Raw genomic sequence first — 14,683 nt, 5'->3', positions numbered from 1 at the left:
GTGGCGAAGGGCTAGAAAAGCAGCCAAGGCGAACACAGAACCTGTGGCGAGGGAGCTTGCTCCCGCTGGGCTGCGCAGCAGCCCTAAAAGCAGCAACTCAATCAACCTGACACACCGAGATGCCAGGTTCGGGTCTGCTTCGCAGTCCAGCGGGAGCAAGCTCCCTCGCCACGGGGGCAGCGTGGGCTTGAAAGCCGGGGCTCAATCCAACCCCAACTTCTTCAACCGATACCGCATCGACCGAAACGACAACTTCAACCGCTGCGCCGCCGCCGTGCGGTTCCAGCGGGTTTCCTCCAAAGCCTGGAGGATGAGTTTGCGTTCGACGTCCTCCAGATAGTCTTCAAGATTATCGACCCGCATCAGATCGGGGCTGTCTGCGTCGGTGGTGCTAGTGCCTTCGGCCAAACGCAGGTCATGGGCTTCGATCAATTGCTGCTCGCAAAGGGTGTAGGCGCGTTCGAGCATGTTTTCCAGCTCTCGAACATTGCCTGGAAAGCGATAGTTTCGAAGGGCGTCCAGGGCTTGGGGATGGAGCTTTACCGCAGGACTGCCGGTGTTGGCGGCCAGGCGCTGGAGGGTGTGATTGGCGAGCTGCTCGATGTCTTCGCGGCGTTCGCGCAGCGGCGGCACGCGCAGTTCGATGACGTTGAGTCGATAGTACAGGTCCTGGCGAAAGCGCCCGGCGGCCACTTCGCCATCCAGATCCTTATGGGTGGCGCAAAGAATTCGTACATCCACCACCTCTTCCTGCCGGCCACCAACGGCCCGCACGGCCTTTTCCTGGATCGCCCGCAACAATTTTACCTGCATGGCCAAGGGCAGGTCGGCCACTTCATCAAGGAACAAGGTCCCTCCATGGGCGGCCTGGAACAACCCCGGCTTGTCTTCAATGGCCCCGCTGAAGCTGCCTTTTCGATGGCCGAAAAACTCGCTTTCCATCAGCTCGCTGGGAATTGCCCCACAGTTGACCGGCACAAATCTTTGGCCAGAACGTGGGCCTTGCTCATGGATCAATCGGGCGACCAGCTCTTTGCCGCATCCCGATTCCCCGCTGATGTAGACCGGCGCCTGACTGCGGGCGAGTTTTTCGATCTGTTTGCGAACGTTGTGCATCGGCGGGGAGTCGCCCAGCAGGCAGCGCTCAATGGACGCCGCCGGCAGGGCGACCGGCGGCAGGCGTAACGCGCTGATGACCAGCTCTCGCAGTCGTCCCAGGTCGACCGGTTTGGTCAGGAAGTCGAAGGCGCCGGCCTTGAGGGCGTCGATGGCGGTTTCCAGGCTCCCGTAGGCGGTGATCATTGCCACGGGCAATTGCGGGTAGCGTTGCTGGATATGTTGCACCAGTTCCAGGCCAGTGCCGTCGGGCAGGCGCATGTCGGTCAGGCACAGGTCAAAGGTGTCTTCAGCCAGCAGGGCCTGGGCCTGGGCAAGGTTCTCGGCGCTGCGGGTGTCGAGTTTCATCCGGCCCAGGGTAATGTCCAGGAGTTCGCGGATGTCCGGTTCGTCATCGACGATCAGGATTCGTTGCCGTGAGCGTGTAGTCAAATCTGTTTCCGTCCGTGAGCAAAAGTGATGCGAAAGCAGCCGCCGCCTTGGCGTGGTTTGAAGTCTAGGCGGGCCTGGTTGCTTTCGCACAGCTCACGGGACAGATAGAGCCCAAGGCCGGTGCCCTGGCTGCTGGTGGTGAAAAAGGGTTCGAACAAATGTGCTTGCTGGTCCGGCGTCACGCCGGGGCCGTTGTCGATAATGTCCAGCGTGGACAGCTGGCTGTGGGGATCGATGAACAGCTTCAGCCAGGCCTCGGCCTCTTCATGGGCCATCGCGCTGTGACGCCAGGCGTTGCGCAGCAAGTTGTCGAGCACCTGGGTCAACTGATCGGGGTCCATCAGCGTGATGTAGTCGCCCGGGTCGATGCTCAGGTGCAAGTGCTGATGCCCAGCCGCGTTTTCCCGGGCTTGTCGGACGAACTGGTCGAGCCAGCTCCGTAGATCCAGGCGTTGCGGCGTGGTTTGCTGGCGGCGGGACAGTTGCAGGACGTTTTCAATGACGCGGTTCATTCGTTGGGAGTGATCCTGGATGATCTGCGTCAGACGCCGATCTGCGCTGTTCAGTTCCTCGGACTCGCGCAGCAATTGCGCCGCATGACTGATTGCCCCCAACGGGTTGCGGATTTCATGGGCGATACCGGCGGTGAGGCGCCCCAGGGAGGCGAGTTTCAGCTGCTGGGCGTGCTGAGCCACTTGAGCCAGGTCTTCGAGGAAGACCAGGATCTGATGCTGATCGTGATGCCCCAGGGCAATGAAACTCGGTTGCAAGGTAAGACCGCTGCCGTTCATGGTCAGGCTTTGCGGACGCAGGCTGGGGTTGTTCAACCACAGTTGCAGGCGCTCCACCAGGGCGCCTGAGCAATCGTCGAGCTGCTGGCCGACCAGATCGTGCATGCCTAACAGATTCAATGCGCTTTCATTGGCCAATTGCACCCGACGCTGGCGATCGAGCACCAGGATGCCGGTGCGCATGCGTTGCAGGATCAGTGCGTTGAGCGCTTCCAGGCCAACCACTTCGCTGGCCCGTTGTTCGGCCAGGATTTCGCTGGCTTCCAGTCGTCGGGTCAGGCCTTGCACCAGCAGCGCGGCGGCAAAACACAGGGCCCCTAAAGTGCCTGCCTGCAGATAACTGCTGGGACGGCTCGAGTCGCTGAGGTCGAGGAAGAAACTGGATCCGACGATGCCAAGCGTAGCGACAGCGGCAATCAACAGGCCGATTCGGCCTCGCAACAGCGTATTGCCAATGGCCACCGAGACGATGAGCAGGTTGCCGATGGCGCTGGGGGCGCCGCCGGCCGCGTAGAACAGCCACGACAGCAGCAGCACGTCGGTCAGAGCCAGGCCGAACAACCGGGCTGGACGGCGGGTATTTTCAAGAAACACCACCAGCAGGATATTCAGCACCAGGTACAACCAGCTGCCGCTGCGCAGCAAATCGTTGTTGGCGAACTCCAGCAAGCGGTTGTCCATGTCGCTGGAGATCAGCAGCACCAAGGTGATGCCGATGCTTAGACGGTACAGGTGATAGAGACGCAGCAGGCGCTGCGCCTGTTTGACGCGAGGACTTGAGGCTTGCTCAGCGGTCACGAGTGCCCGGGCCTTGCTCGAGGTGAGCCTGGCTGCAATACCACTGTTGTTCGAGGGCCAGTGCCCGATCTCGCGGCAGGTGCACGCCGCAATGGGCGCAACGGACCATGGGCGGCGCGTCCTGTTCCCGAGGGGAATTCGACGCGGCAGAGGTGCCCTTGAACTTGCGCCACAACCATATCGCGGCGGCAATCAGGGCGATCCAGAACAGTAAACGAAGCATGATGGGCGGCTTTTTGGCTAATGATCAGGCAGTTTAGCCAAGGACAGGAACGGCGCACAGCGCTATAAAATCCAGGCACAAAAAAGGGAGACCCGCAGGTCTCCCTTTTTTCGGGTGCCTGGCCTCAGTCGAACAGACCGAAGGTCATGTAGCTGAACCAGGAGCGATCACTGGATTCGTTCTCGGGCTCTTCTTCCTCGATCACGTCGCCATCAGCGTCCTTGGGCTTGAGCTCGTTGGGAATGGCTTCCTTGGCATCCTGGAACTGACGCTGCACATCCTGGTTGGCGCGGGTTTCGCCCGGCGGCAGGGGAGGACGGGATTCGATCAGGCCCAGGGTCGCCTTGCTCAGCCACGAACGGTTGTCGGCCTCGTCAACCCGTGGGGTGAACTGACCATCCTCCAGGGACGGGTGATCCGGGTAGTTCAGCTTGAGGGTTTCCAGGCTGGTGGCCGCCAGATCGTCCAGGTGCAGGCGCTGGTAAGCCTCGGTCATCACCGCCAGGCCGTCGCCCACCGATGGGGTTTCCTGGAAGTTTTCCACCACGTAGCGGCCACGGTTGGCAGCGGCGACGTAGGCCTGACGGGTCAGGTAGTAGTCAGCTACGTGGATTTCGTAGGCCGCCAGCAGGTTACGCAGGTAGATCATGCGCTGCTTGGCGTCCGGCGAATAACGGCTGTTGGGGAAGCGGCTGGTCAGCTGGGCGAACTCGTTGTAGGAGTCGCGCGCGGCGCCCGGGTCCCGCTTGGTCATGTCCAGCGGCAGGAAGCGCGCCAGCAGGCCGACATCCTGGTCGAAGGAAGTCAGGCCCTTGAGGTAGTAAGCGTAATCGACGTTCGGGTGCTGCGGGTGCAGACGAATGAAGCGCTCGGCGGCAGATTTCGCAGCTTCCGGCTCGGCGTTCTTGTAGTTGGCGTAGATCAGCTCCAGCTGGGCCTGATCGGCATAGCGACCAAACGGATACCGCGACTCCAGGGCCTTGAGCTTGGCCGTGGCGCTGGTATAGCTGTTGTTGTCCAGGTCGGTCTGCGCCTGTTGGTACAGTTCGACTTCGCTCAGGTTTTCGTCTACGACTTCCTTCGACGAGCAAGCAGCAGTCAATGCGAGGATGGCGATCAGCAGCAGGTGTTTCACTTGCATGGCGGCTTGCGTCCCTATGACGGCCGCTGTCTTGGGCGGGGCCGTCCTGTTATGATGAGCGCCCCGTTGAGAAGCCTCGGGGCAAAAGACGCCGTATTTAACCACAAGCGCGCAGCCGAAACCAAAGGCTGTGCCGACGCCCAGTCCGAGCATGTCCGATAAAATAGAACTTCGCGCAGAGGTGCCGTCCGAATTGGGCGGCCAACGCCTCGATCAAGTCGCCGCACAACTCTTCGCCGAGCACTCGCGCTCGCGCCTTTCCGCCTGGATCAAGGACGGCCGCCTGACTGTGGATGGGGCGGTGATCCGCCCGCGCGACATCGTCCATGGCGGCGCTATCCTCGAACTGACTGCCGAACAGGAGGCCCAGGGAGAATGGGTCGCCCAGGACATTGCCCTGGACATCGTCTATGAAGACGACGACATCCTGGTGATCAACAAGCCTGCGGGCCTGGTGGTGCATCCGGCGGCCGGTCATGCCGATGGCACCCTGCTCAACGCCTTGCTGCACCACGTGCCGGACATCGTCAACGTGCCCCGTGCCGGCATCGTGCACCGCCTGGACAAGGACACCACCGGTCTGATGGTGGTGGCCAAGACCATTCAGGCGCAGACACAACTGGTCACACAGCTGCAGAGCCGCAGTGTCAGCCGCATCTATGAATGCATCGTGATCGGCGTGGTCACCGCCGGTGGCAAGATCAATGCCCCCATTGGCCGTCACGGCCAGCAGCGCCAGCGCATGGCCGTGATGGAAGGCGGCAAGCAGGCGGTCAGCCACTACCGCGTGCTGGAGCGTTTCCGTTCCCACACGCACGTGCGGGTCAAGCTGGAAACCGGCCGTACCCACCAGATCCGCGTGCACATGGCCCACATCAACTTCCCGTTGGTGGGCGACCCGGCTTACGGCGGTCGCTTCCGCATTCCACCGGCTGCCAGCCAGACCATGGTCGAATCGCTGAAGAGTTTCCCGCGTCAGGCGCTGCATGCGCGCTTCCTGGAGCTGGATCATCCGACCACCGGCAAGCGCATGAGCTGGGAATCGCCGCTGCCGGATGACTTCGTCTGGCTGCTGACGTTGCTCAAGCAGGACCGTGAGGCGTTCATCGGATGAGTGACTGGCTGATACCCGACTGGCCCGCGCCGGGCTGGGTAAAGGCCTGCGTCACTACCCGTACCGGCGGCGTCAGCCAGGCGCCGTTCGACAGCCTCAACCTGGGTGACCATGTGGGCGATGAGCCTGCGGCCGTCGCCGAGAACCGTCGCCGCCTCACCGATCGATTGGCCATCCGTCCGGCTTGGTTGCAGCAGGTCCACGGTACTGCCGTGGTCGAGGCTGATCCGGCCCGGGTGGCCACCGCCGATGCCAGCTGGAGCGCCACACCGGGTATCGCCTGCACGGCGATGACGGCGGACTGCCTGCCAGTGCTGTTCTGTAACCGTGCCGGCACCCGCGTCGCAGCAGCTCACGCCGGTTGGCGCGGGCTGGCGAACGGCGTGCTGGAAGCCACGCTGGACAGGCTGGAAGTGCCCGCCGATGAAGTCCTGGCCTGGCTTGGTCCGGCCATCGGCCCGCAAGCCTTCGAAGTCGGGCCTGAGGTGCGGGAAGCCTTCGTCACGCAGTTGCCACAGGCGGCGCAAGCCTTCGTCCCCAGCCACAACGCCGGCAAACTGCTGGCCGACATCTATGCCCTGGCTCGTCTGCGGTTGGCGGCGCGCGGTGTCACGGCGGTCTATGGAGGCGGCCAGTGCACGGTGACCGACCCACGGTTCTTTTCCTACCGGCGCAACCCGCGTACCGGTCGCTTCGCCTCCCTGATCTGGCTCGACCGCTAGACTTCTCTGATCTGTATCAATAGCGCACTGCTTGAATCTTCCAGAATCGTCCACATCTATAGCGGTATCTGGCAGGTTTCTTCATTCAGGATGTTTTTAAGGTCCGGCCTGCTCAAAAGGAAGGTGACCCATGCGTATTGACCGTTTAACCAGTAAGTTGCAATTGGCCCTGTCCGATGCCCAGTCGTTGGCCGTCGGCCTGGACCATCCCGGTATTGAACCGGCGCATCTGATGCAAGCCATGCTCGAACAACAAGGCGGTTCCATCAAGCCATTGCTGATGCAAGTGGGCTTTGACGTGAGCAGCCTGCGTAAAGAGCTGGCCAAAGAACTCGACCAGCTACCCAAGATCCAGAATCCGACAGGGGACGTGAACATGTCCCAGGATCTGGCGCGACTGCTCAACCAGGCCGACCGCCTGGCCCAGCAAAAGGGCGATCAGTTCATTTCCAGCGAGTTGGTGCTGCTCGCCGCCATGGACGAAAACAGCAAGCTGGGCAAGTTGTTGCTCGGCCAGGGCGTCAGCAAGAAAGCCCTGGAGAATGCCATCAACAACCTGCGTGGCGGCGAAGCGGTCAACGACGCCAACCACGAGGAGTCTCGCCAGGCGCTGGACAAATACACCGTCGACCTGACCAAGCGTGCCGAGGAAGGCAAGCTTGACCCGGTGATCGGTCGTGACGACGAAATCCGCCGCACAATCCAGGTGCTGCAGCGCCGCACCAAGAACAACCCGGTGCTGATCGGTGAGCCTGGTGTGGGTAAAACCGCCATCGCCGAAGGCCTGGCGCAGCGCATCATCAATGGTGAAGTGCCGGATGGCCTCAAGGGCAAGCGACTGTTGTCCCTGGACATGGGGTCGTTGATCGCCGGTGCCAAGTACCGCGGCGAGTTCGAAGAGCGGCTTAAAGCCTTGCTCAATGAACTGTCCAAGCAGGAAGGGCAGATCATTCTGTTCATCGACGAATTGCACACCATGGTCGGCGCGGGCAAGGGCGAAGGCTCGATGGACGCCGGCAACATGCTCAAGCCTGCGCTGGCCCGTGGCGAGTTGCACTGCGTCGGCGCGACAACGCTCAACGAGTACCGCCAGTACATAGAGAAGGATGCGGCCCTTGAGCGGCGTTTCCAGAAAGTGCTGGTGGAGGAGCCGAGTGAAGAAGACACCATCGCCATCCTGCGCGGCCTTAAAGAACGCTATGAAGTTCACCACAAGGTGGCGATTACCGATGGCGCGATCATCGCGGCGGCCAAGCTCAGCCACCGCTACATCACGGATCGACAGTTGCCGGACAAAGCCATCGATCTGATCGACGAAGCCGCCAGCCGCATCCGCATGGAAATCGACTCCAAGCCGGAAGTGCTTGATCGTCTGGAGCGGCGTCTGATTCAACTCAAGGTCGAATCCCAGGCCTTGAAGAAAGAAAGCGACGAAGCGGCGAAGAAACGCCTGGAAAGATTGCAGGAAGAGATCGTTCGCCATGAGCGCGAATATTCCGATCTCGAGGAAATCTGGAATTCGGAGAAAGCTGAAGTCCAGGGCTCGGCGCAGATCCAGCAAAAGATCGAACAGTCCCGTCAGGAACTGGAAGCGGCCCGCCGTAAAGGCGACCTCAACCGCATGGCCGAGCTGCAGTATGGGGTGATCCCGGATCTGGAGCGCAGCCTGCAAATGGTCGACCAGCACGGCAAGAGCGAAAACCAGTTGCTGCGCAGCAAGGTCACCGAAGAAGAAATTGCCGAAGTGGTGTCCAAGTGGACCGGCATTCCGGTGTCGAAGATGCTCGAAGGCGAGCGCGACAAGCTGTTGAAGATGGAAAGCCTGCTGCACCAGCGGGTGATTGGTCAGGAAGAGGCGGTGGTGGCAGTGTCCAACGCCGTGCGCCGGTCTCGAGCCGGGCTGTCGGATCCTAACCGGCCGAGTGGCTCGTTCATGTTCCTCGGCCCGACCGGTGTCGGTAAAACCGAGCTGTGCAAGGCGCTGGCCGAGTTTCTCTTCGACACCGAAGAGGCCATGGTGCGCATCGACATGTCGGAGTTCATGGAGAAACATTCCGTGGCGCGGCTGATCGGCGCACCACCGGGCTATGTCGGCTACGAAGAGGGCGGTTACCTGACCGAGGCTGTGCGACGCAAGCCGTACTCGGTGATCCTGCTCGATGAAGTCGAGAAGGCCCACCCGGATGTGTTCAACATCCTGCTGCAAGTGCTGGAGGATGGTCGTCTGACCGACAGCCACGGGCGCACGGTGGACTTCCGCAATACTGTGATCGTGATGACCTCCAACCTGGGCTCAGCGCAGATCCAGGAACTGGTGGGTGATCGTGAGGCGCAACGCGCGGCGGTGATGGATGCCATCTCCACTCATTTCCGGCCGGAGTTCATCAACCGGGTGGACGAAGTGGTGATCTTCGAGCCGCTGGCCCGTGATCAGATCGCTGGCATCACCGAGATCCAGCTCGGTCGCCTGCGTAGCCGTCTCACCGAGCGCGAGCTGAAGCTGCAATTGAGTGACGAGGCGCTGGATAAGCTGATCGCCGTGGGTTACGACCCGGTCTATGGCGCGCGGCCGCTGAAACGGGCGATCCAGCGCTGGATCGAGAACCCGCTGGCGCAGTTGATCCTCTCTGGTCGCTTCATGCCAGGCGAAACGGTGACGGGCACGGTGGAAAACGACGAAATCGTCTTCAACTGAAGCGATTGTCGGGGCTTTTATGGCGAGGGAGCTTGCTCCCGCTGGAGGGCGAAGCACTCCCCGCTTTTTGAGGGCCGCTACGCGACCCAGCGGGAGCAAGCTCCCTCGCCACGACCGTTGATCTTTTCTTGATTTATGGGGGGGCGCGCCCAAGCGCCATTTTTTTCATCAGGCCGTTGAACTCAAAGGAAAAGGCTTGTAAAGTGCGCCCCGCAGTACGTCACCCCTAGGGCCGCTTCTCTATGAGAAGCAACCCAAAATAAGTTGCAAATCATTGTCTTGAAAGCAATTTAAGGGGTTGACAGAGGTTTTTAAGATTGTAGAATAGCGCGCCTCAGACACACGAACGCAGCGATGCGTAAGGGTAGAAGAGGTTGAGGCTAGCTTCAACAATGTTGTAGCTTCAAATAGTAGTAACTTGAAATATCAGTTCCGTGATAGCTCAGTCGGTAGAGCAAATGACTGTTAATCATTGGGTCCCAGGTTCGAGTCCTGGTCACGGAGCCATTTCAATCGGGGTATAGCGCAGTCCGGTAGCGCGCCTGCTTTGGGAGCAGGATGTCAGGAGTTCGAATCCCCTTACCCCGACCATTTTTGGGTCGTTAGCTCAGTTGGTAGAGCAGTTGGCTTTTAACCAATTGGTCGTAGGTTCGAATCCCACACGACCCACCATTTTTGAAACCAGTTCGCTGGAATCGAATCTTAAGATCAGAGGCCAAAAGCGCTGATCGAAGAAGGCGACTTGCGAAGGTCGCCTTTTTTTTACCGGGGTATAGCGCAGTCCGGTAGCGCGCCTGCTTTGGGAGCAGGATGTCAGGAGTTCGAATCCCCTTACCCCGACCATATTAAAAATCCTCGTATCGAAAGATACGGGGATTTTTTTTGCCTGTGGAAAAGCAACCCGGTAATCGACTGCTCGCAATGGCGCTGTGTCAGTCAACATCAATGCTGCTGATTCAGTGCCATCGCGAGCAAGCCCCTCAGTGCAACTTGAGCCTGGGCTCAGTCCCGCGCCCGATCTTGCTGCCCAGCATCAGCATCGCCGTACGGAACATGCCGTACAGCGCCATCTGGTGCATGCGGTAGAGCGAGACATAGAACATCCGTGCCAGCCAGCCTTCAAGCATCACGCTGCCGGTGAGGTTGCCCATCAGGTTGCCCACCGCCGAGAAACGCGACAGCGAGATCAGTGAGCCGTAGTCGGTGTATTTGTATTCGGGCAGCGCCTTGCCTTCGATCCTCAGCTTGAGGGACTTGGCCAGCAGCGAGGCCTGCTGGTGGGCGGCCTGGGCGCGGGGTGGGACGTTGCGGTCGGTGCCCGGTTGCGGGCAGGCGGCGCAGTCGCCGAAGGCAAAGATGTTCTCGTCACGGGTGGTTTGCAGGGTCGGCAGCACTTGCAACTGGTTGATGCGATTGGTCTCCAGACCGTCGATTTCCTTGAGGAAATCCGGGGCGCGAATCCCGGCGGCCCAGACTTTCAGGCTCGCGTTGATGACCTTGCCATCGACGGTGATCAGGCTGTCGGCTGTCACCTGGCCAACAGCGGCATTGGTCATGACATCGACCCCGAGTTTTTCCAGGGTTTTGTGCACCGGAACGCCGATGCGCTCTGGCAAGGCCGGCAACACCCGCGGCCCGGCTTCGATCAAGGTGATGTGCATGTTCTCCGGTTTTATCCGGTCCAAGCCATAGGCTGCCAGCTCATGGGCGGCGTTGTGCAACTCGGCCGCCAGTTCAACGCCCGTCGCCCCGGCGCCGACGATGGCGACGCTGATGCGCTCCACCACGTCAGTTTGCCCGGCATGGGCGCGCAGGTAATGGTTGAGCAATTGCTGATGGAAACGCTCGGCCTGCTTGCGCGTGTCGAGGAACAGGCAATGCTGCGCCGCACCCTCAGTGCCAAAGTCATTGGTGGTGCTGCCGACGGCAATCACCAGGGTGTCGTAACCCAGCTCTCGGGCCGGCAACAACTCCAGGCCCGCCTCGTCATAGGTGGCGGCCAACTGGATGCGCTTGCGCTCACGATCCAGACCGCTCATGCGTCCGAGCTGGAAGCCGAAATGGTTCCATTTTGCCTGGGCGACATAGTTGAGTTCGTCTTCGGAGGAGTTCAGGGAACCGGCAGCCACTTCGTGCAGCAGCGGTTTCCAGATATGAGTCAGGTTCGCGTCGACCAGCATCACACTGGCCGTGCCGCGTTTGCCCAGAGTCTTACCCAGACGGGTAGCCAACTCCAGGCCGCCGGCGCCGCCGCCAACGATGACAATACGATGAGTCATGGGGATATCTCGCAAGGCTAAAGGAAATCGGTGCCGTTACCCGCGCGAGTGCCACGCAACTCATAGCGTCAGGTAACTGATCATTCGGCTCAACAAACCCAGGCCGATGGTGATGGCCAGTACCACCACCAGGAGCATCCATGGCCGGAAAGGCCGGCGCTCGACTCGGTGCTGGGACAGTTGCAGGTACTCTTCGACATGCTTCTGGTCTTCCGGGTTCAGGCGGCTGGTCATAAAGGCCTCGTCAGGTAGACGTTGCGAAAGGTATGGACGTTACAGCGTCGTGCTATCCGGCATTGAAAGCAGCGTAGCCGTTCGCCGGAACAGGTTCGACACTCAAGCTGTCGTCCAGGCGAATGATTCCACTTTTTAACACCCGTGCGGTGATTCCGCCATGGCCGCGCACGGCCTGGAACGTCCCTTCGCCGAGGTTGCGCTCCAGCCGCGCACACGGCTGGCACCAGCCGGTGGTTTCGAAGATGGCCTGGCCGATGCGAAAACGCCGGCCCTTGAGGCTGAACAAATTGATGCCGCTGACCACCAGGTTGCGGCGCAGTTCTTGCGGCAACACCGACTGATCCGCCGGGCGACCCATCAGCGAACCGATCACGGCCAGGTGCTCCCACTGAATCAAGGTGACTTGCCGCGCGTTGCGCACACCTGGACGAGCATGGTCGCCCGTCAGGCCGGCTTCCAGGCGTGCCTCCACCGCGTCCAGTTCAATCATTGGCGCATGGCCCTGGGGGCGCACGCCTATCCAGCGTACGCGGCCTTGCTGGGGCACAGCGGCAATCAGTTCCTGCAGTGGGCTCACAGGCTGATCCCGACATCGAACACGATGCTGCGCCCCAGATTGTTGCGAAGGAAATCCGGCGCATCGGGATGGGCGAACAGTACCCGGGCAAACGTCGGCCCCACCAGCGATAGCGAGCGCCAACCCTGGCGCAGGTATTCGGTCGGCGGCGGGAAATGGCTGTTGAGGTCCAGCACTTCACGCTTGAGGCTGGCGAAGGCAATGATGTCCAGCTCCCCCAGGTCCATGCCGCGTTCGGTGTAGTTGTGGGCTTTCTTGCGCAGGGTCGGGGCCAGGCGCAGCAGGAACTCATTGGCCGGGATGCGTCGGGGCTTGGCTTCGCGGCGCACCAGTTGGCTCAGGGAGAAAGCGCTGCGGCGGCGTTGCAGTTCGTCGCGCCATTCGTCATTGAGGCGACGGCCCTCGTCGAGGACAAAAAACACTTCGAAGTTGGCATCGCGAAACAATACGTCCGGCGGCTCTCCGGCAGGGGCGAACTCGTCGGCGCGATAGGGTACGTTCAGCCCTTGCAGCAGACGCTGGCAGACCCAACGCTCACGCTCCCATTTGCGGGCATTGGACAGAAAGGCGTTGGCTTGCTCGGCCGCGATGGTCAGCAGGCGTAAATAATCGGAATCATCCATGAGCCCAAGCTTAGCGTTCAATGGTGACAAGCTGGAAGCGTTGCATTGATTTATGGCCGGTGAGGGGTGGGGTGTAGACTGCCGGCTTGAATCCTGAGGTGATCATGGAGTCTTTGATGCAAGGACAAGCCAGAGCAATAGCGCCGTGATCGGTGCCGAACTGCTGTCTGCACAGACGCTGACGGCCGGCTGGCTGATTTATCTGCCGGTGCTGGCCTGGGCCGTAGTGCGGGCGCCATGGGTGGAGCTGTTCACCGACAGCCGTCGCCAGCACTTGCTGTTCGGCACGGTCCTGGCCCTGTTCATGTTGTGGCTGGTGCGACGGGATTTCGATACCGGCGTCTCGTATCACTTCATCGGCATGACCGCCGTGACACTGCTGCTGGACTGGCCTCTGGCGATTCTCGGCGGCCTTTGCGCCCAGCTTGCCCTGGTGCTGCTGGGGCGCCAGGACATGGCGGCGGTGGGTATCAACGGTGCGCTGCTGATTTTGCTGCCGGTGTTGGTCACCGAGTGCTGCGCGATCCTGGTGGAGCGTGCCCAACCACGCAATCTGTTTGTGTATATCTTCTGTTCGGGGTTTCTCGCCGCCGCGCTTTCGGCGTTGTTGTGCCTGCTGGTAGGGCTTGGCTTGCTGTGGTACGACGGGGTGTTCGCCATGCCTTACTGGCTGGAAGATTTCATCGGCTACCTCTGGCTGATCATCTTTCCCGAGGCGTTTATCAACGGCATGGTGGTCAGTGCGCTGGTGGTGTTCAGCCCCGAGTGGCTGGAGACCTTTAACCGTACGCGCTATCTGTCGGCCCCCTGGAAGGATGACGACAAGCCTTGATTCACATCAAGGCTGAGCAGCCGGGCGCGCTTCATGCTCTGGAAAAATTCCAGGAGCACAACCATGAGTGTTTATGAGTGGGCGAGACAAGAGATCAGGCGCAGCCAGGACGCGGCAGTGGAAATCGGCTTCGACCCGGGCCTTAGCCTGCGGGCCTTGCTCAGCGCGATCGTGCAGCAGAGCAAGGCGGTGCGCAGTGTGGAAGACCTGGCCGATGAGCTGAGTTTCCTGGCGGAGAATCTAGACGATGAACAGGACTACGGTTTCATGCGGCCTTAATGACGAGGCTCGAACTCTTCGCTGAACAGGTCGTCCTCGGCATCGGGGCTGACCGGGATCTTGTGTTCTTCCGACGCCCAGGCGCCCAGGTCGATCAGTTTGCAGCGGTCGGAACAGAAGGGCCGGAAGGTGTTTTCCGGGCTCCATTCCACAGGGGCGCCACAGGTTGGGCAATCAACGGTAGGGGTTTGGCTCATGATTGGCCTCCACGCAAAGTAAGGTAAAAGTGATGCAGGCGCTCGACCTCGCTGTGCAGCCAGGCGAGGTCGCGGTCATTGACCACCACATCGTCGGCATGGCTCAAGCGATCCTGACGGCTGGACTGGGCCTTGAGGATCGCCTGGACCTGTTGCTCGCTGGTCTTGTCGCGCTGCAAGGTGCGTTCGATCTGTAGTTGTTCCGGCACATCGATCACCAGGATCCGCTGGGTCATGGCGTACTGGCCGGACTCGATCAACAGCGGCGACACCAGAATCGCGTAGGGTGATTGTGCCTGGGCCAGATGATGAGCGATTTCCTCGGCGATCAACGGATGCAGCAGCGCCTCGAGCCAGCGGCGTTGCTCGGCATTTTCGAAAATCAGTTGGCGCAGGGCCGCTCGGTTCAGTGTGCCGTCGGCCTGCAATACGTCGGGGCCAAAATGTTCGGCGATTTTAGTCAAGGCCGGGCGTCCGGGTTCGACCACCCAGCGCGCCGCGTGATCGGCGTCGACGACGTGCACGCCCAGGTCGATAAAGTGCTGCGCCGCCGCGCTTTTGCCGCTGCCGATGCCGCCAGTCAGGCCGAGTGTCCAGGTTTTTTCTGCGGGGCTATTCATTGAAATC

Annotated in this window: 15 protein-coding genes and 4 tRNA genes; 9 read left to right on the top strand and 10 right to left on the bottom strand. The window is 60.8% G+C overall.

Going from position 1 to position 14,683, the window contains the following annotated elements:
* Positions 1 to 201: 201 nt before the first annotated feature.
* From AAIS01_RS24365 to AAIS01_RS24350, 4 genes are all read right to left on the bottom strand, one after another.
* Positions 202 to 1,548, bottom strand: coding sequence for a sigma-54-dependent transcriptional regulator (locus tag AAIS01_RS24365; RefSeq protein WP_343471053.1), 1,347 nt, complete (start codon positions 1,546 to 1,548; stop codon positions 202 to 204).
* Positions 1,545 to 3,137 carry a two-component system sensor histidine kinase NtrB gene (locus tag AAIS01_RS24360; protein ID WP_343471052.1) on the bottom strand — a complete coding sequence of 531 codons (1,593 nt, stop codon included), beginning with the start codon at positions 3,135 to 3,137 and terminating at the stop codon, positions 1,545 to 1,547. The genes AAIS01_RS24365 and AAIS01_RS24360 overlap by 4 nt, the downstream gene beginning before the upstream one ends.
* Positions 3,127 to 3,360, bottom strand: a complete 234-nt coding sequence (locus AAIS01_RS24355; protein WP_343471051.1) for a PP0621 family protein — start codon at positions 3,358 to 3,360, stop codon at positions 3,127 to 3,129. The genes AAIS01_RS24360 and AAIS01_RS24355 overlap by 11 nt, the downstream gene beginning before the upstream one ends.
* A 124-nt stretch (positions 3,361 to 3,484) precedes the next feature.
* The gene (locus AAIS01_RS24350; protein ID WP_343471050.1) at positions 3,485 to 4,501 is read right to left on the bottom strand and encodes an outer membrane protein assembly factor BamD; all 1,017 of its coding nucleotides are present in this window, start codon (positions 4,499 to 4,501) and stop codon (positions 3,485 to 3,487) included.
* Positions 4,502 to 4,652: 151 nt separating this feature from the next.
* On the opposite strand from AAIS01_RS24350, the gene rluD reads away from it, so the two are divergent.
* The 7 genes from rluD (at position 4,653) to AAIS01_RS24315 (ending at position 9,875) form a co-directional block, all read left to right on the top strand.
* The gene (gene rluD, locus AAIS01_RS24345) at positions 4,653 to 5,615 is read left to right on the top strand and encodes a 23S rRNA pseudouridine(1911/1915/1917) synthase RluD (RefSeq protein ID WP_092402987.1); all 963 of its coding nucleotides are present in this window, start codon (positions 4,653 to 4,655) and stop codon (positions 5,613 to 5,615) included.
* On the top strand, positions 5,612 to 6,337 hold the full coding sequence (gene pgeF, locus AAIS01_RS24340) for a peptidoglycan editing factor PgeF (RefSeq protein ID WP_343471049.1): 726 nt from the start codon (positions 5,612 to 5,614) through the stop codon (positions 6,335 to 6,337). Before rluD ends, pgeF begins: the two co-directional genes overlap by 4 nt.
* A 130-nt stretch (positions 6,338 to 6,467) precedes the next feature.
* Positions 6,468 to 9,032, top strand: a complete 2,565-nt coding sequence (clpB, locus tag AAIS01_RS24335; RefSeq protein WP_047229871.1) for an ATP-dependent chaperone ClpB — start codon at positions 6,468 to 6,470, stop codon at positions 9,030 to 9,032.
* 431 nt (positions 9,033 to 9,463) lie between these two features.
* Positions 9,464 to 9,539, top strand: a tRNA-Asn gene (locus tag AAIS01_RS24330).
* 7 nt (positions 9,540 to 9,546) lie between these two features.
* Positions 9,547 to 9,623: transfer RNA gene (locus tag AAIS01_RS24325), tRNA-Pro, on the top strand.
* 5 nt (positions 9,624 to 9,628) lie between these two features.
* A tRNA-Lys gene (locus AAIS01_RS24320) sits at positions 9,629 to 9,704 on the top strand.
* 94 nt (positions 9,705 to 9,798) lie between these two features.
* Positions 9,799 to 9,875 (top strand) — tRNA-Pro (locus AAIS01_RS24315).
* 137 nt (positions 9,876 to 10,012) lie between these two features.
* On the opposite strand, the gene AAIS01_RS24310 is transcribed toward AAIS01_RS24315, so the two are convergent.
* The 4 genes from AAIS01_RS24310 to AAIS01_RS24295 are packed head-to-tail and all read right to left on the bottom strand — an operon-like array spanning position 10,013 to position 12,748.
* Entirely contained in the window at positions 10,013 to 11,311 is a 1,299-nt protein-coding gene (locus AAIS01_RS24310) for an NAD(P)/FAD-dependent oxidoreductase (protein WP_343471048.1), read from the bottom strand.
* Positions 11,312 to 11,371: 60 nt separating this feature from the next.
* Positions 11,372 to 11,545, bottom strand: coding sequence for a DUF3094 domain-containing protein (locus AAIS01_RS24305; protein WP_214918225.1), 174 nt, complete (start codon positions 11,543 to 11,545; stop codon positions 11,372 to 11,374).
* Between the two features lie 52 nt (positions 11,546 to 11,597).
* Positions 11,598 to 12,125, bottom strand: a complete 528-nt coding sequence (locus AAIS01_RS24300; protein ID WP_343471047.1) for an MOSC domain-containing protein — start codon at positions 12,123 to 12,125, stop codon at positions 11,598 to 11,600.
* On the bottom strand, positions 12,122 to 12,748 hold the full coding sequence (locus AAIS01_RS24295; protein ID WP_343471046.1) for a DUF1780 domain-containing protein: 627 nt from the start codon (positions 12,746 to 12,748) through the stop codon (positions 12,122 to 12,124). Before AAIS01_RS24295 ends, AAIS01_RS24300 begins: the two co-directional genes overlap by 4 nt.
* A 145-nt stretch (positions 12,749 to 12,893) precedes the next feature.
* Here AAIS01_RS24295 and AAIS01_RS24290 point away from each other — a divergent pair, with 145 nt between their 5' ends.
* Both AAIS01_RS24290 and AAIS01_RS24285 read left to right on the top strand, forming a co-directional pair.
* On the top strand, positions 12,894 to 13,580 hold the full coding sequence (locus AAIS01_RS24290) for an energy-coupling factor ABC transporter permease (RefSeq protein ID WP_343471045.1): 687 nt from the start codon (positions 12,894 to 12,896) through the stop codon (positions 13,578 to 13,580).
* Between the two features lie 63 nt (positions 13,581 to 13,643).
* Complete coding sequence (locus tag AAIS01_RS24285) at positions 13,644 to 13,859, top strand: hypothetical protein (protein ID WP_092402997.1); 216 nt, start codon at positions 13,644 to 13,646, stop codon at positions 13,857 to 13,859.
* Here AAIS01_RS24285 and yacG read toward each other — a convergent pair.
* Both yacG and coaE read right to left on the bottom strand, forming a co-directional pair.
* Complete coding sequence (gene yacG / locus AAIS01_RS24280) at positions 13,856 to 14,056, bottom strand: DNA gyrase inhibitor YacG (protein ID WP_047229863.1); 201 nt, start codon at positions 14,054 to 14,056, stop codon at positions 13,856 to 13,858. The two genes, AAIS01_RS24285 and yacG, sit on opposite strands and share 4 nt — an antisense overlap.
* A complete protein-coding gene (gene coaE, locus AAIS01_RS24275; protein ID WP_343471044.1) occupies positions 14,053 to 14,676 on the bottom strand; it encodes a dephospho-CoA kinase in 624 nt (207 codons plus the stop codon). The genes yacG and coaE overlap by 4 nt, the downstream gene beginning before the upstream one ends.
* Positions 14,677 to 14,683: the final 7 nt, after the last annotated feature.

Origin of the sequence: Pseudomonas halotolerans, from assembly GCF_039581215.1 — a bacterium.
Taxonomy (GTDB): Bacteria; Pseudomonadota; Gammaproteobacteria; order Pseudomonadales; family Pseudomonadaceae; genus Aquipseudomonas; species Aquipseudomonas tehranensis.
The sequence above is the reverse complement of the archived record's forward strand: the minus strand, read 5'-3'. Positions and strand labels throughout refer to the sequence as shown.

Coding starts and splice junctions, on each gene's coding strand:
- AAIS01_RS24350 (WP_343471050.1), bottom strand. CDS start 4,501: ATGCAAGTGAAACACCTGCTGCTGATCGCCATCCTCGCATTGACTGCT.
- AAIS01_RS24355 (WP_343471051.1), bottom strand. CDS start 3,360: ATGCTTCGTTTACTGTTCTGGATCGCCCTGATTGCCGCCGCGATATGG.
- pgeF (WP_343471049.1), top strand. CDS start 5,612: ATGAGTGACTGGCTGATACCCGACTGGCCCGCGCCGGGCTGGGTAAAG.
- AAIS01_RS24305 (WP_214918225.1), bottom strand. CDS start 11,545: ATGACCAGCCGCCTGAACCCGGAAGACCAGAAGCATGTCGAAGAGTAC.
- AAIS01_RS24285 (WP_092402997.1), top strand. CDS start 13,644: ATGAGTGTTTATGAGTGGGCGAGACAAGAGATCAGGCGCAGCCAGGAC.
- coaE (WP_343471044.1), bottom strand. CDS start 14,676: ATGAATAGCCCCGCAGAAAAAACCTGGACACTCGGCCTGACTGGCGGC.
- AAIS01_RS24295 (WP_343471046.1), bottom strand. CDS start 12,748: ATGGATGATTCCGATTATTTACGCCTGCTGACCATCGCGGCCGAGCAA.
- rluD (WP_092402987.1), top strand. CDS start 4,653: ATGTCCGATAAAATAGAACTTCGCGCAGAGGTGCCGTCCGAATTGGGC.
- AAIS01_RS24310 (WP_343471048.1), bottom strand. CDS start 11,311: ATGACTCATCGTATTGTCATCGTTGGCGGCGGCGCCGGCGGCCTGGAG.
- yacG (WP_047229863.1), bottom strand. CDS start 14,056: ATGAGCCAAACCCCTACCGTTGATTGCCCAACCTGTGGCGCCCCTGTG.
- clpB (WP_047229871.1), top strand. CDS start 6,468: ATGCGTATTGACCGTTTAACCAGTAAGTTGCAATTGGCCCTGTCCGAT.